The organism is Curtobacterium sp. MCLR17_045 (assembly GCF_003234405.1).
Lineage (GTDB): Bacteria > Actinomycetota > Actinomycetes > Actinomycetales > Microbacteriaceae > Curtobacterium > Curtobacterium flaccumfaciens.
The window spans coordinates 13,352-27,899 of record NZ_QKTB01000025.1 but is presented as its reverse complement, the minus strand read 5'-3'; the positions used below and the strand labels follow the sequence as shown (position 1 = coordinate 27,899).

Here is a 14,548-nt window from a genome sequence, read left to right as displayed (position 1 = left end):
CGGGGGGCGTCGCAGTGGATGCACCCTGTCCACTGACCGGATGGATCTCCACACCGTGCTTCGTTCTCGCATCACCGCGGCCGCCGTCGGCGCCACCGTGCTCGGCGTCTCCGCCGCCCTCGTCCCGACGGTCTCGACCGCCCTGGTGACGAGCACCGCTGCTTCGGCCATCGTCACCTGGACCGACTCGGCCGACGACTTCACCGCCGCGCCGACCGGCACCTTCCCGCTGACCGACCAGTGGTACTGGGCGTCCGTGACCGACCTGGACGGTGGCGGTTCGATCACCGACCACGCCACGCTGGACGAGGACGGCCTGTCCGTCTCCGAGGGCGAGGCCGTCGGCCTGGTCCGCGGCCTGAACAAGCCCGTCCCCCCGAGCAGCGTCCCCGCCCTCGCCGCCGGCATCAGCATGACGACCACCGGCGCGACGAGCTTCGGTCTCGCGGTCCAGGAGGGCGGCGACACCAGCGCGCAGACCGTGGTCTTCGCCACGGACGCGCCCGAGACCGGTGACGGCGTCGGCATCTCCGACGGCACCAGCAACTGGATCGACCCCGCGACCGGCGAGGTCGAGTCGACGACGGAGCTCACGGCCGACCTCGAGGCCGCCGACGCGCAGGTCGTCGGGTACGTCGTCTACGTCGGCATCGACGTCGCCGCCGACACCACGGCCCCGCCGACGCCCGAGCCGACCGAGACGCCCGCTCCGACCGACGAGCCCACCCCGGCCCCGACCGTCGACGGCACCCCGGCACCGAGCGCGCTGCCCAGCAGCGAGCTGAAGAGCCTCGCCGCCCCGCTCGAGGCGAACGGTCAGTCCCTCGCCGCCGACGCCAGCGGTTCGATCTCCGCGCTGCGCATCGACGACACCACGACGTACTTCACGCCGCAGCCCACCGCGGCCGCCGAGCTCCTCACCCCGACGGCCACGCTGACCGAGGCCACCACCACCGGTGTCCGCATCCAGGGCTCGGGCTTCGCTCCGAACGAGCTCGTCGGCGCCGGAGTCGGCACCGGCGCCCAGGGCACCGACATCCCCGGGGTCGCGTTCCGCGCCGACGCCGACGGCAACGTCTCCGGCACCATCGTCCTGCCCGCCGACTTCGTGAACACCGCCGGCGCGTACAGCGTCGGTCTCGTCGGCGCCTCGTCGGCGCAGGCCGCGCAGGCCGCGCTCACCGTCACGGCCGACCCGGCCGCTGCCGGTGACCCGGGCACGGCACCGGTCGCCGTCCCGGTGCCCGGAACGGCGAACTTCACGGGCTGATCTTGCCGATCCTCCCGACCGAGCCACGGCGGCGTGCGACTGTGATCGCCGCCGCCGTGGCCGTCGTCTGCGCAGGGGCCGTCGCGTTCGTCGCGCTCGGTCCCCTGTCAGCCGCGCCCGCCCCGACACCGACCCGGTCCGTCGCGGCACCGACGCCCACCCCCACGACGACACCGGAGCCGACGCGGTCGGCAGCACCCGTCGACGCGCTCGACGCCCCGGCCAGCACCACGGTCGCTGCCGTGACCGGCGCGTCCGTCCCGGTCAGCGCGAGCGCGGGCGGCACGGCGACACAGACCCTCGAGAACCCGCAGGCATCCGGCGCGCCGCTCGTCTTCCGGGTCGTCGACCAGCAGGACGGCTGGGCGGAGGTGCAGCTCGCACAGCGCCCGAACGGCAGCACCGGCTGGGTGCCGACCAGCGCCGTCACCCTGACCGAGGACCCGTACGCGATCGTCGTCACCCGCTCGACGAAGACGCTCGACCTGTACAAGGACGGCAAGGTCGTCGACAGCTACCCCGTCGCCACCGGTACCGGGGGCACCCCGTCGCCGACCGGTCGGTTCGCGCTGACCGAGCTGCTCGCGCCGACCAACGAGGGCTACGGCCCGTACGCGTACGGCACGACGGCGTTCTCGGACGTGCTCAACTCGTTCGGCGGTGGCCCCGGCCAGATCGGGCTGCACGGCACGGAGGACACGTCGAGCATCGGCACCGCCGCCTCGCACGGCTGCATCCGCATGCACAACGCCGACATCACGGCGCTGGCGGAGCGCCTGCCGCTCGGCACGCCGTTCCAGGTGCGCTGACGTTCCAGGTGCGCTGACGTTCCAGGTGCGCTGACAGGCGGCCTGGAGGCACGGCGTGCGCCCGGCGGTGGGCGCCACCGTCTCAGGTGGTGACGTCCAGGGCGACGGCGACCAGCGCCTCCAGGACGGTGTGCACCACGGGACGGACGGCACGGTCGGGGCGGACCAGTGCCTCGATGCGGCGTCCGGCACGGACGTCGGCGAGCTCCGCCAGGTGGAAGCGCCCCGCGGCCCGCGTGCCCGACGTGTACCGCGGGACGAGTGCGATGCCGTGGCCGCCCGCCACCAGGTTCTCGATGACCGGCAGGTGGATCGTGCGGAACGCGACACTCGGCGGGGTGTCCGTCGCCGCGGCCATCGCGTGCAGCACCCGGTCGATCGGGTAGCCCTCCGGCACGCCGATCCAGCGTTCCCCGACGACCTCGTCGATGCCCACGCGCGCGCGGCCGGCCAGCGCGTGCCCGGGCGGCAGGGCGACGTCGAGGGGTTCGCGGAGCAGCGGCACGGTGTCGACCGATCCCTGGTCCGCCGGGCGGACGCCGTCGGACCGGTGCCCGACGACCACGTCGTGGTCGGCCGCGAGCGGTGCGAACTCCCCCTCGCTGACGTCCACGTCGACCAGGGTCAGCGCGATGCCCGGGTGCGCCTGCATCCGGGTGAGCACGCCGGGCAGCAGCAGTTCCGCCGCCGACGGGAAGATCGCCAGCGACACCGGTCCGGTCGTGCCGCCGAGGTGCTCCTGCCAGGCGGCATCCACCCGCGCGATCGCGGTCGCGACCCCGGACGCCAGGCCCGCGAGCACTTCGCCGTGCGGGGTCAGCCGGACCCCGCGCCCGACGCGTTCGACCAGCGGGACGCCGACCTGCCGCTGCAGCGTCTGCAGCTGCTGGGAGACGGCGCTCGGTGTGCGGTGGGTGGCCTCGGCGACGGCCGTGACGCTGCCGCGCTCGGCGAGCTCCCGCAAGACCGCCAGCAGCTGCACGTCGAAGTCGACCATGCAGGGACCCTACATCGTCGTTCGCGAAGGTTTCGATGGACCTACAACGTGCTGGCCGGGACGATGAGGAGCATGACCACCCGAGACCGCCTCCTCGCCGTTGTCGTCGCCGTGGTCTGGGGACTGAACTTCCCCGCGACGGCACTCGCGCTCGAGCACTTCCCGCCGTTCCTGCTCGCGGCGCTGCGGTTCACGATCCTGGCGGTCCCGACGCTGCTGTTCGTGCCGCGGCCGCGGATCCCGTTCGGGCGACTGCTGCTCGTCGGTCTCGGGCTCGGCGTGCTGCAGTTCTCGTTCCTCTACCTCAGCATGGCGTCCGGCATGCCGTCAGGGCTGGCCTCGCTCGTGCTGCAGGCCTCCGCGCCGTTCACGGTGGTGCTGGCCGGGGTGTTCCTGCGCGAGCGGCTGACCGGCCGGCAGGTCGTCGGGGTCACCGTCGCCGTGGCCGCCCTCGCCGCGATCGCCCTGCACCGTTCCCAGACCGCTGCGCTGCTGCCCGTCGTGCTCGCACTGTGCGGTGCGCTGGGGTGGGCGATCGGCAACGTCGCGACCCGGCGGGCGGGGGCCGCGAACCCGCTGCACCTGACCCTGTGGTGGTCCGTCGTGCCGCCGGTCCCGATGGTCGTGCTGTCGCTCGTGGTCGAGGGCCCGGACCGCATCGGCACCGCTCTCGGTTCGGCGTTCACGGCGGCCGCGCTGCCCGCCGACCTCGGCCTGCTCTACATCGTGGTCGTCGCGACCCTGGTGGGCTACGGCATCTGGTCGCGGCTGCTGGCGGCCTACCCCTCGAGCACGGTCGCGCCGTTCTCGATGCTCGTGCCCGTGGTCGGGGTGCTCGCGTCGTGGGCGGCCTTCGGCGAGGTGCCCGACCTGGTCGAGGTGCTCGCCGGCGCGGTCGTCGTGGCCGCCGTGCTGTGGTCGTCGCGACCGGCGCGGGACCGTGGGCCACGGCCGGCCCCCGTCGACGAGGGCGTACGACGTGCCGCGGCCGTGTCGCCGAGGACGCACGACGTGCCGCACGGACCGCTCGCGAGCGGCAGTCCGCGCGACCTCGACCCGGCGCTCAGCCCCGGTGCTGGCGACGCTCCGCGATGATCCCGGCGAGCGCCCCGCGCAGGTGCGGGTACCGGAACTCGTAGCCGGCCTGGGTCAACCGGGTCGGCACCACCCACCGGCTCTTCAGCACGAGTTCGGTCTCGGTGCGGATCGCGAACGACCCGAGCTCGAGCATCCACCGCCAGGTCGGCACGCCGAACCGGCGCCCGACGGCGTCGCGGAGGGTCGCCATCACGGTGCGGTTGTCGGACGGGTTCGGGCTCGAGATGTTCACCGGCCCCTCGATCTCCGGGTGGTCGCGGAGGAACCGGATCGACCCGAGGACGTCGGCGATGTGTACCCAGCTGAAGCGCTGCCGACCGTGCGTGGGCCGGTGGTGGTGGTACGTGCCGGCGCGGAGCCGGGAGCGCGTCGGCACCCACGGCCCGTCGTACTGCGGCCCGCCGAGGCCGGCCTGCGCGAGCCGGAGGAGCGGCAGCAGGGCGCTGCCGTCGCCGAACACGATCGCCATCCGGAGCGCCACACGACGGGTGCCGGGCAGGTCGGCGCCGAAGAAGGCGTCCTCCCACGCGCGGGCGACGGAGACCGAGAACCCCTCGCCGATCTCCCCCGTCGCTTCGTCCTGCGGTCGGTCGTCGGCGTGCCGGTAGATCGTCGCGGTCGAGGCGTTCATCCACAGCGGTGTCGGGTGCTCGGACGTGCGGATGGCCTCGGCGAGCTCGAGCGTGGTGTCCACCCGCGAGCGCATGATCTCCGCACGGTTGCGTCGGCCGTAGCGGCAGTTGACGCTCTTGCCCGCCATGTTCACGACCATCGCGGCGCCGTCGACGAGTTCCCGGATGCGCATGGTGTTGCCCCACACGGCGTCGCCGGTCCGGCCGATGGTGACGACCCGGTACCCCTCTTCCGTGAAGGCGTCCCGCAGGTACCGCCCCACGAAGCCGCTCGCTCCCGCGATCACGACGCGGCCCTTCTGGTCGCTCATCTCATCCCCGTTCTGTGTCCGGCGCGATCTCGTACCGGAACGCCCCCTCGTACCGGTACAGCGTGCCGAGCACCGGTGCCGAGAGCACCAGGGACACGCGCTGGAGGTCCGCTTCGTCATCGAATCGTTCCATCAGCGTCACACGCGGGCTCAGGGCGACCGGGAGGCGCAGATCGCGTCCCAGCGCACGGAACGTCACGCGCGTGGAGACCAGGCGCAGGGCGCCCGCGTCGGGACCGTCAGCGTCGACCTGCGCCCGCAGACGCGCGCTGACACGCCCGCAGCGACCGAGGTGGTCGACCAGGCCGTCCGGTTCGGCGGTGATGGCGTCCACCATCGTGCGGGCGCCCGAACGGAACCGGAAGGTGCGGTGCGCGCGGACGGCGGGGCGGGCCTCCAGGCCGTTGCCGGGTCCACGACGGACGCGAGCCGGCCGGTTCTCGACCGTGAACGGGACGTCCCGCTCCCAGACCGGGAACATGACGGAATCGCGGGCGAACACCGCGAGCACCGGCCAGAGCCACCGACGTGGGGTGCCGACGACGTCGAAGACGCCCTCGCCGCGGCCGACGTGCCCGGGCGGGACGGGGCCGAAGTACGTGCGGAGCCGCGGGTGCAGCCGAGCCAGCACGTCCGGCGGTGTGGACAGCTCGTAGGGCGACCGGCTCACGGTTCGATCCTGGCATGTCGTCAGTGCGGATCCCTACGATGTCGCACATGGGACACGACCACGGGCACGGCGCCGGGCACGCCTCGGAGCGCGCCCTGCTCATCGCGTTCTGCATCTCGGCGGGCATCCTGCTCGCCGAGGTCGTGGGCGCCGTGGTCACGGGTTCGCTCGCGCTGCTCGTCGATGCCGGGCACATGGTCGTCGACACCGGCGGACTCGGCATCGGGCTCGTCGCGACGCGGCTCGCCCGCCGGTCCCCGACTGCACAGCGCACCTGGGGCTTCCAGCGGGCCGAGGTCCTCGGGGCCACCGCGCAGGCCGCGATCCTGCTCGCCGTCGGGGTCTACGTGATCATCTCGGCGGTCCAACGGCTGTTCGTGCCGGAGGAGATCCACTCCGGGCCGCTGCTCGTCTTCGGCATCGTCGGACTCGTCGGCAACCTGGTGGCCTACGCGGTGCTGCTGCGGGCCTCGGGCGAGGGGTTCACGTCGCGCGCCGCCCGGCTCGAGGTCCTCAACGACACCCTCGGGTCAGTCGCCGTCATCATCGCCGCGATCGTGCTCATGCTGACCGGGTGGGAGCGGGCGGACTCCGTCGCCGCGATCCTGATCGGCCTGCTCATCCTGCCGCGGGCGATCCGGCTGCTGCGCGAGACCGCGAACGTGCTGCTCGAGTCGACGCCGCCGGGGCTCGACCTCGACGACGTGCGTGGTCACATCCTCGAGCTCGACCACGTCATCGCGGTGCACGACCTGCACGCGACGCTCGTGGCGACCGGGGTGCCGAACCTGACAGCGCACGTGGTCGTCGACGACCACTGCTTCTCGACGGCGCACGCCCCGGCGATCCTCGACGAGCTGCAGCGGTGCGTGGCGGAGCACTTCGACGTGCCGGTGGAGCACTCGACGTTCCAGTTGGAGCCGGTGTCACACCGGCGGCACGAGTACGAGGTGCACGCGTAGGGTCCGCGCTCGGGCGTGTGGGCGTCGGTCGGGGTCGCTTCGGCTTCGCGACGATCCACCAGGTGATCGACGCGTGGTCTGTCGCAGAACGGGTGTCCGCAGGTGCCGCGTCAGCAGTCGTCGGTGCGCGTGGGGTACGCCGTGATCACCCGGTCGGTGGTGGCCGAGACGATCACCTTGACCCAGGGCTCGTCGTCGGGGCGTGAACCGTCGTCGAACCGGACGGGTGCGGCGTAGCAGACCTTGCCGTCGCCGGCGTCGAGCGGGAACCCGGGGCGCGGGTCCTCGAGCGCCGTCTGCACCGCGGTGAGCATGGCGTCGTCCCAGTCGCGCGAGCCGTGCCCGGTGACGACGTCCTGCCAGTCGGCGGTGTGCCGCACCCGGATGTGCTCGTAGCCCTGGGCAGCGGTGCCGCACTGCAGGGTGACGCGGCCCAGGGCCTCGGTCTCGTACTGCGCGACGGCCGCCCGGGTCGTGGTGTCGCACCGGCCGAGCGCGGTGCTGCCGGGCATGTCCGGTCCGGTGCGGGTGATCGTGACGGTGCCGTCACCGGCGGCCGTCGGCGCGTCGCTGGGCGTCCGTGAGGCCGAGCCGGCACCGATGGTCGGGTCGTCCGCGCCCTGCCGTGCCGTCAGGAACAACCCGCCGGCGAGGAGACCGGCGGCCACCACGGCCGCGACGCCGGTGAGCACGGGACGGTTGCGGTTCCGGGGCACGCGCCCAGTATGCCGGGAGTTCGACCGCACGACGGAACCAGGCTCCGGACACGGCACCGCGCGATCGCGTGGTGCGGTGTCCGGAACCTGGTTCCGGGCGGACGGGAGGCCCGCCACACGTCAGGCGCGCGCGGCCAGCCGGGTGCCGGCGACGACGGCCAGGACGGCGACGAGCACCACGTACCCGATCAGGACGGGGAGCGTCGGGATCACCAGCAGCGCCGCCCCGACGGCCACGACCGGCACGGTGAGCCCGGCGTACGCGATGAGGAACGTGGCGGCGAGCACGCCGCCCCGGCGCTCCGGGCCGACCAGTGCTGCGGCGCTGCCGATCGCGGCGCGGAACAGCAGGCCGACGCCGGCTCCCGCGACGACTCCGCCGCCGATGAACCCGGCGACCTGCAGCAGGACCGCGGCGACGGCGAGGACGACCAGTCCGACGACCAGGAGCACCATGCCGAGCCGGATCTGCGCACGCTGCGACAGTCGGGCGAAGACGATCTGCGAGAGCGCGCTCGCGGCGAAGACCCCGAAGGTCGTGGCACCGGCGGCCAGGCGGTCGGTGACGTGGAAGGTGGTGCCGAGGAAGCTCGGCGCGACCGAGGTGAAGAGGCCCTGCACGGCGAGCGCGGCGAACGCGGCTGCGCCGGCGGCCCAGAACGCGGCACCCTGCCCCTCGGGAGCCTGCATGCGCTGCGGGCGGTAGGCCACGGGCTGCTCGGGACGGTCGACCGTCTCCGGTGCGGCCAGCACGAGCACGAACGCGACGGCCAGCGCGATCACGAACACCACGTACGGGACCATGAGCGGCTGCCCGACGAACTCGGCGAGCGCTCCGCCGACCAGGGCGCCGAGCGACAGCCCCCCGAGGTTCACGGCTCCGGCGGCGACGCTCGCGCCCTTCGCAGAGTCGCTCGACCCGGTGGCACGGACCCGGAGCTCACCGAGGTGCGCCGTCGCGGTCGCCGTCAGCGTCCCGACGCCGAGGCCGGTCACGAGCCGGGCGAGGATGAGGCCGGTGACGTCGTTCCAGAGCAGGAACAGCACGGCGGCGACGAGTTCGAGGGCGATCGACACCAGGATGAGCGGACGGCGTCCGTGCACGTCGCTGAGGTGCCCCGCCAGGTACAGCGACCCGACGACCCCGACCCCGTACGCCGCGAAGATCACCGTCGTGGTGAAGGTCGGGAAGCCGTCGCGGGCCTGGTAGATGACGTAGAGGGGTGCGGGGACGGTCGCGAAGGCCATCACCGCGAGGAACGCGAAGGCGACGACCCAGAAGCCGAAACCGTGGCGCCGACGGGTGTGGACACGGCGTCCGCGCGGGGCGACGACACGGTCGCTCGCGGATGCGGGAGCGGCGGTGGTGGCGGGGACGGTGCCCGTCGGGGTGTCGGTGACGGTTGACATGCTCCGATGATCGCGCTCGCGGTGCATCGAGTCCAACGAATGCGCTTGATGTGCACGATCGATCTGCTCGATACTCGGACGATGGAGACCCGACTGCTCGAACAGTTCGTCACCGTCGCCGCCGAGGGCAGCGTCACCCGGGCGGCGGAACGGCTCTGGGCCGCGCAGTCCACGGTGTCCGCGGGCATCGCCTCGCTCGAGCGCAGCTTCGGCGTGCGGCTCTTCGACCGCACCGGACGACAGCTCGTGCTGACCCCCGCCGGCGAGGACCTGCTCCCCCACGCCCGCGCGGTGCTCGAGTCCCTCGACCGGATGCGCGACCTGGCCACCGCCGACGACGCCGACCTGCGGGGCCGGGTGCGGCTCGGCATCTTCACGAGCATGGACATCGTCGACCTGACGGGCGTGCTGCAGCGGTTCCGGCGGCAGCACCCGCTCGTCGCCGTGGAGCTGATGACCTCGCCGTCGGGGACGACCGGCCTCGTGCAGGACCTGGTCGCCGGGCGGCTCGACATCGCCTACACGGGCCTGCCCACCGTGCCCGCCGGCGTCGTCGTGGAGCCGTTGCGGGAGATGCCGTTCCGGGTGTTCACCGCGGCGGACCACCCGCTCGCCGGTCGGTCGTCGGTGTCGCTCGCCGAACTCGCCGATGAACCCTTCGTCGACACGGCGCACGGGTTCGGCAACCGGATCATCCTCGACGGGGCACTCGAGCGGCTCGGCATCCGTCGGCGCATCGTCGCGGAGATGAACGACATGCCCGCCGTGATCCGGTTCGCCTCGGCCGGGCTCGGCGTCGGGGTCGTGCCGGACTCGGGCGTGCGGTACGACGGGGCGGTGCTCGATCTGGAGGACGAGGTCGACCCGCTCCGCATCGGCCTGGCGGTCCGGACGTCCCCGGAGCCGAGCCGCGCGGTCCGGACGCTGGCGCGCGACATCGTGGCGGCGCGGGTGGGGTGACGCTGGGCGCGCTCGCTGTGTTCCGTGAGCAGGAACGGTCGCGTCACGGTGCGCGAGGCGACCGTTCCTGCTCACGATCTGACCACCGACGGACTGGAGGCACGGGTCGGGTCCGCCACGTGCCTCCGGGCCGTCAGTCCCCCCAGATCTCCCCGACGACGGCGTCCAGCAGCCCGTTCGTCGGGAAGTTCGCCTGCCGGATCACGATGAAGGTGTCGTCGCGCAGGAAGAAGGTGGAGACCTGGTCCACCGGGGCAGCCTCGGCCGGGACGGACGACTGGCACACCCGCCCGCCGTCGCGGTCCTCGCACTCCAGCGGACTGGTGGCGAGCACGTCCGCGGCCCCGGGCCCGGCCGTTCCCACGGTCATGGTGAGCCCACTGACGTCGGCTCGGGGATCGGCCCACGTGCAGATGATCTTCGACTCGCCGTTCGCCCAGGTGACGTCCTCACCATCGCCGCCGGCCGTGCCGTCCTTCGCCTTCGAGATCTCGGTCAGCGGAGTCTCCCCGAAGAGCCGGGTGTAGTCCTCTGCCGGGACCATGTCGCGGCACGTCGCCGGGATCGTCGCCGCGGCGGCGGTCGGTGTCGACGTCGGGGTGGGCTTCGGGACGGGGGCACCCGTGATCGGGGCGGAGCTCGGCGTCGTGGAGGACGGCGCGGGCTCGGGCTGCTGGGTCTGGGTGGGAGCGGCGACCGGGTCGGCGTTCTGCTGCGACAGGGTCAGGGCGACGGCGCCGGTCGCGGTGCCGACGGCGAGCAGCGCGACGACACCGATGACGATCCCGGACCGGCCACGACGACGCTTCGGGAGCGGGGTTGCACGTTCGAGGACGTTCTGCTTCATCGAGACGAGCATGCGCTGCAGGTCGTCTCCCTGCGGAGGCTCAGTGTTCATCGTGCATCACCACCTTCTTGAGTCGTCGACGGTTGCGGGACACCCGCTGGGTGACCGCGCCGACCGTGAGTCCGAGGAGTTCGGCGGCCTCGGCGTACGAGTGCCCCTCGAGGAGGCAGAGCTCGCAGATGCGGCGGTCGAGGTCCGGGAGCGCGGCGATCTCGGCACGGACCCAGCGCAGGGTCTCGCGGGCCTCGTCGTGGTCGGCGGGCGAGGCGAGGTGCTCCGGGAGCTCGTCCGTGCGGCGCCGGGCCTGCTTGCGCCCGGTGTTGAAGGCGTGGTTGCGGCACACGACGAGCAGCCACGGCAGCACCGTGTCCGCCGGCAGCTCGAGGGTCGCGGCGCGCTGCCAGAGCGTCAGGAACGTGTCCTGCACGATCTCCTCGACGTCGGACCGGTCGTCGACGAGCGCCCACGCGTAGCGGGTGAGGGTGGGGGCGTACCGGTCGAACGCCCGGGCGAGCGCGCCGGTGTCCCCTTGTGCCATCGCACGGACGAGTCCTTCGTCCGTGTCGGTGCCGGTCGTCACGTCCACATCCCACCTCCTTCACTCAGAGGTGTCGGCAGGACCCGCGATCCTGACAGGACCGTGGCGGATTCGTGATCTCGGGCGTGTCCGCCCGGAGCCGTCAGCCGTCAGCCGTCAGCTGTCAGCTGTCAGACGTCAGCCGTCAGTGGAAGTCGTCGCCGTCGCCCTCGCCCGGCGTCTTGTGCCCGCCGAGCATGTCGTTGTCGTCCTGCTCGCTCGACGAGGCGAGCTGCAGCATCGCGAGCACGACGACGACCACGATGAACGCGACGCCGAGGAAGATCACGGCCAGCTGCAGTTCCCGCGTCGAGAACAGCACGACGAGCCCGGTGAACACCGCGATGATCGCGGAGATCCCGAGGAGCTCGACCGGGCGCAGACGGTCACGACGGCTGGGGGTGGTCATGCGTGTGGTGCTCCGTCCGGGGCGACGGCCGGCGTGGCCGTGCCCCACTTGTGCGAGAGGCCGGCGATCACGTGGAAGACGGCCGTGATGGCGAGGTACGCGCCGAGCAGGCCGACGAGCACGATCGAGGCGTCGAGGGTGCCGGTGACCTGCTCCACGCCACCGAGCTGCTGGGAGTAGTCCGGCGGCGTGACGAGGAAGGCGACCGCGAGCAGCAGCGTGAGGCCGCCGATCGTGGTCCAGTCGCGAGCGAAGGGCGAGCGTCGCCGGGCACGGAGCCCCTGCGACAGCTCGAGGGCCCCGGTCAGCACCGCGAACGCGACGATGACCGTGATGAAGGCCGGCAGCCCGAACCCGTTGCACGCGAAGGCGGCGACGGCCGCGAGCAGGGTGATGACGGCCTGCAGCAGGGTCGTGCGACGCGATCGACCGTCGAGGGGCAGTCGGGAGATCCCGGCGAACAGGAGCACGAGGCCCTCGACCAGAGCGAAGCCGCCGAACAGCAGGAGACCGTAGCCCGCGGCGTGGTTGGTCGAGAAGGTGATCACCATCGCGACGACCGCTGCGGGGACCGCCCGGAGGATCGGGATCGGCCAGTACCGCGCGCGCTGGGTCGCGTCTTCCACGGTGGTGGCGTCGTCCACGGTGTCGGACACGAGACCTCTTTCGGGCATGCGGATCGTGGATCCGATCCTACCGCCGGTGGGGTGGACGCCCGACCGGAGCGGACTCGACCCCCTGTGGACGTCCACACCCGTGCACCGGGACGACACCGCCGTCCGGTGCCGTCCCGGCGGTGTCAGGGCTGCTGCGGGTCGTCGGTCAGCGCGTTCCGGCGAGCACGACGTCGGGCGAGCCACCAGCACACGGACCCGGCGGCGGCGGCCAGGGCGGCGAGCGCCGCGGCGAGCCCGAGCCCTTCGGCGCCGGTGTAGGCGAGGGCTCCGACGGGGGCAGCCGCCCGGCGGTCGGCTGCGGGGTCACCGGCTCCGCCGTCGTCGTCGACACCGGAACCGTCGTCGCCTCCGGAGCCGTCACCGCCGGCGTCCCCGTCGTCCGGAGCCGGCCCGGTCGTCGGCACGGGGCCGCTCGTCGGCACGGGGCTCGGCGCGGGCCCCTCGTCGTCCGGGCCCACGACGATCGCGACGCCGGTGGACGGGTCGCCGCCGTCCGCGTCGGTCGGCGAGGTCGCCGTCGCCACGTTCACCACGTCGGAGCCGTCCCCCTGGTACGCGGGGTCGAGCTCGGCGCGGATGCGGAAGTCCAGGGTCTCGCCCACCTCGAGCGACACGTCGGAGCTGCAGGTCACCCGCTGCCCCTCGGCCGTGCACCCGTCGTCGGAGCCCACGAACCGCATGGCCTGGGGCAGGTCGTCGACCGCCCCGACCTGCTGCGCCACCGCCGGCCCCCGGTTCCGGGCCGTCACGAGGTACTCGACCTCGTCACCGGGCCGGACGGTCGACGGCGACACCGACTTGTCGGTCTCGACGTCGGCGGCGATCACGGGGGCAGTGACCGTGGTGGTCGCCCGCGAGGCGTTGTCGGCCTCGTTCGTGTCGGACAACGAGGTCGGCGGGGCGATGGTCGCCACGCTCTCCAGCGCTCCGGACGTGCCCTCGGCCACACGGCCCTCGATCGTGACGACGGCGGAACCCCCTCGGGGCAACGACAGGTCGGTCGCGACGTCACCGGTGCCCGACCCGGTCGCGCAGGCGGAGCCGTCCGCGGCCGTGCAGGTCCAGGTGACGTCCTCGACGCCGTCGGGCACGTCGACCTGCAGCGGACTCGGGTCGGCGGCGTTCGGGCCGGGGTTCCGCGCCGTCACGGTGTAGCGGAGCGGTTCGCCCGCCGTCGCGGTCGTGGGCAGGTCGTGCTCGACGGACAGGTCCGCCGGCTTCCAGACCCGGAGCGCGTCGACCTCGTGCTTGTCGACGTGACTGCCGGTGGCCCCGGCGAACCCGAGGCGCAGCGTGCTCGGCAGCGCGGCCTGCCCGTCGCCGTGCAGCGGGACCGAGTCGAGCACGGTGCGCATGGTCGAGCCGACCTGCAGCCGGACGGAGACCGCGAGCCCGCCGTCGTCGTCGGGCAGCAGGGTGATCCGGACCGTCCGGGGCGTCGAACCGGCCGTCACGGTGCCACCAGGCGCCGCGGCACCGGCGACGTACCGGTAGCCCTCGGTCCCGTTGCCGGAGCCCCGGACCACCACGTGGTCGGGCTGTGCTCCGGGACCGGACCCGTTGATGCGTGACGAGAAGTTGCCGTAGTGGTCGATCGCGACGGCCGCGAAGCCCCCGGGGACGCCTGGCAGGTCGCACTCCCGGCCACCGCCCTCGGTCGCCTCCTTGCGGCAGGCGTACCCGAGACCGGCGCCGAAGGACCCGACGCCCTGCGCCGCAGCGCCGTCGGCCAGGTACAGCAGCAGGCCGTCGGCGCCGGGGTCGTCCTTCTCGGTGTGCATCGCGTACGTGAACTCGATCTCGAGCCCGGTGTCCGACGGGAACGTGTCGTTCGTCGACCACGCTCCCGCCTGGTTCCGGACGTCGTCGGTGAGCCGCAGTCGGCCGCCGGACACCGCGGCGTCACCGTGCAGGGCACCGCCGGACGCACTGGAGAACTGGTTGACGTACGGGAAGTCGAGGGCGGCCGCACTCGACCCGGACGGCAGGACCGCGGGTGCCGCGAGCACGCCGAGCGCGGTCAGGGTGGCGCACGCCGCGGCGAGACGGCGGACGACCCGCGAGCGGAACGACCGCCGGTCGAGGGAAGACGCTGGGGCAGGAGCTGGAGCTGATGCAGTGGGATCTGTCATGCCCCGATGCTCGCGACCGGGACGTCACCCCCGGGCGGCGGGGAGACGATCTGTGGAACGCCCCCACGGGC

15 protein-coding genes are annotated in these 14,548 nt (G+C 73.2%); 5 read left to right on the top strand and 10 right to left on the bottom strand.

All coding sequences use genetic code 11. The features are described 5' to 3' along the window. Nucleotides 1-40 precede the first annotated feature (40 nt). Nucleotides 41-1,270 (top strand): hypothetical protein, encoded by a 1,230-nt coding sequence (locus DEJ05_RS14070; RefSeq protein WP_111110720.1) that lies wholly within the window; start codon nucleotides 41-43, stop codon nucleotides 1,268-1,270. A gap of 2 nt (nucleotides 1,271-1,272) precedes the next feature. Further along, nucleotides 1,273-2,079 carry a L,D-transpeptidase family protein gene (locus DEJ05_RS14065; protein ID WP_258373867.1) on the top strand — a complete coding sequence of 269 codons (807 nt, stop codon included), beginning with the start codon at nucleotides 1,273-1,275 and terminating at the stop codon, nucleotides 2,077-2,079. Nucleotides 2,080-2,161: 82 nt separating this feature from the next. On the opposite strand, the gene DEJ05_RS14060 is transcribed toward DEJ05_RS14065, so the two are convergent. Continuing rightward, entirely contained in the window at nucleotides 2,162-3,076 is a 915-nt protein-coding gene (locus tag DEJ05_RS14060; RefSeq protein ID WP_111110719.1) for a LysR family transcriptional regulator, read from the bottom strand. 72 nt (nucleotides 3,077-3,148) lie between these two features. Between DEJ05_RS14060 and DEJ05_RS14055 the strand changes: the two genes are divergently transcribed. Then, the gene (locus DEJ05_RS14055) at nucleotides 3,149-4,171 is read left to right on the top strand and encodes an EamA family transporter (RefSeq protein ID WP_258376165.1); all 1,023 of its coding nucleotides are present in this window, start codon (nucleotides 3,149-3,151) and stop codon (nucleotides 4,169-4,171) included. Here the strand turns inward: DEJ05_RS14055 and DEJ05_RS14050 are convergent. Together DEJ05_RS14050 and DEJ05_RS14045 are read right to left on the bottom strand one after the other, a co-directional pair. Further along, nucleotides 4,140-5,117 (bottom strand): epimerase, encoded by a 978-nt coding sequence (locus tag DEJ05_RS14050; RefSeq protein WP_110864975.1) that lies wholly within the window; start codon nucleotides 5,115-5,117, stop codon nucleotides 4,140-4,142. The genes DEJ05_RS14055 and DEJ05_RS14050 overlap by 32 nt on opposite strands. 1 nt (nucleotide 5,118) lies before the next feature. Continuing rightward, nucleotides 5,119-5,787: a DUF4166 domain-containing protein gene (locus tag DEJ05_RS14045; protein WP_111110718.1), complete on the bottom strand. Its 669-nt coding sequence runs from the start codon at nucleotides 5,785-5,787 to the stop codon at nucleotides 5,119-5,121. Between the two features lie 47 nt (nucleotides 5,788-5,834). Between DEJ05_RS14045 and DEJ05_RS14040 the strand changes: the two genes are divergently transcribed. Then, nucleotides 5,835-6,749 carry a cation diffusion facilitator family transporter gene (locus DEJ05_RS14040; RefSeq protein WP_111110717.1) on the top strand — a complete coding sequence of 305 codons (915 nt, stop codon included), beginning with the start codon at nucleotides 5,835-5,837 and terminating at the stop codon, nucleotides 6,747-6,749. Nucleotides 6,750-6,859: 110 nt separating this feature from the next. Here the strand turns inward: DEJ05_RS14040 and DEJ05_RS14035 are convergent, their stop codons facing one another. Both DEJ05_RS14035 and DEJ05_RS14030 read right to left on the bottom strand, forming a co-directional pair. Beyond that, nucleotides 6,860-7,465: a hypothetical protein gene (locus tag DEJ05_RS14035; RefSeq protein WP_111110716.1), complete on the bottom strand. Its 606-nt coding sequence runs from the start codon at nucleotides 7,463-7,465 to the stop codon at nucleotides 6,860-6,862. 120 nt (nucleotides 7,466-7,585) lie between these two features. Then, nucleotides 7,586-8,875, bottom strand: coding sequence for an MFS transporter (locus tag DEJ05_RS14030; protein ID WP_111110715.1), 1,290 nt, complete (start codon nucleotides 8,873-8,875; stop codon nucleotides 7,586-7,588). An 81-nt stretch (nucleotides 8,876-8,956) separates the two neighbouring features. Between DEJ05_RS14030 and DEJ05_RS14025 the strand changes: the two genes are divergently transcribed. Next, nucleotides 8,957-9,835: a LysR family transcriptional regulator gene (locus tag DEJ05_RS14025; RefSeq protein ID WP_181440732.1), complete on the top strand. Its 879-nt coding sequence runs from the start codon at nucleotides 8,957-8,959 to the stop codon at nucleotides 9,833-9,835. A gap of 133 nt (nucleotides 9,836-9,968) precedes the next feature. Here the strand turns inward: DEJ05_RS14025 and DEJ05_RS14020 are convergent, their stop codons facing one another. The 5 genes from DEJ05_RS14020 to DEJ05_RS14000 all read right to left on the bottom strand — a co-directional run bounded on the left by DEJ05_RS14020 (nucleotide 9,969) and on the right by DEJ05_RS14000 (nucleotide 14,477). After that, nucleotides 9,969-10,733, bottom strand: coding sequence for a hypothetical protein (locus tag DEJ05_RS14020; RefSeq protein ID WP_146245113.1), 765 nt, complete (start codon nucleotides 10,731-10,733; stop codon nucleotides 9,969-9,971). After that, entirely contained in the window at nucleotides 10,723-11,262 is a 540-nt protein-coding gene (locus DEJ05_RS14015; RefSeq protein WP_111053937.1) for an RNA polymerase sigma factor, read from the bottom strand. The genes DEJ05_RS14020 and DEJ05_RS14015 overlap by 11 nt, the downstream gene beginning before the upstream one ends. A gap of 142 nt (nucleotides 11,263-11,404) precedes the next feature. Further along, on the bottom strand, nucleotides 11,405-11,668 hold the full coding sequence (locus tag DEJ05_RS14010) for a hypothetical protein (RefSeq protein ID WP_071404886.1): 264 nt from the start codon (nucleotides 11,666-11,668) through the stop codon (nucleotides 11,405-11,407). Further along, nucleotides 11,665-12,324, bottom strand: coding sequence for a DUF308 domain-containing protein (locus DEJ05_RS14005; protein WP_228513510.1), 660 nt, complete (start codon nucleotides 12,322-12,324; stop codon nucleotides 11,665-11,667). Before DEJ05_RS14005 ends, DEJ05_RS14010 begins: the two co-directional genes overlap by 4 nt. Before the next feature lie 143 nt (nucleotides 12,325-12,467). Beyond that, nucleotides 12,468-14,477 carry a DUF11 domain-containing protein gene (locus tag DEJ05_RS14000; protein WP_111110713.1) on the bottom strand — a complete coding sequence of 670 codons (2,010 nt, stop codon included), beginning with the start codon at nucleotides 14,475-14,477 and terminating at the stop codon, nucleotides 12,468-12,470. Nucleotides 14,478-14,548 lie beyond the last annotated feature (71 nt).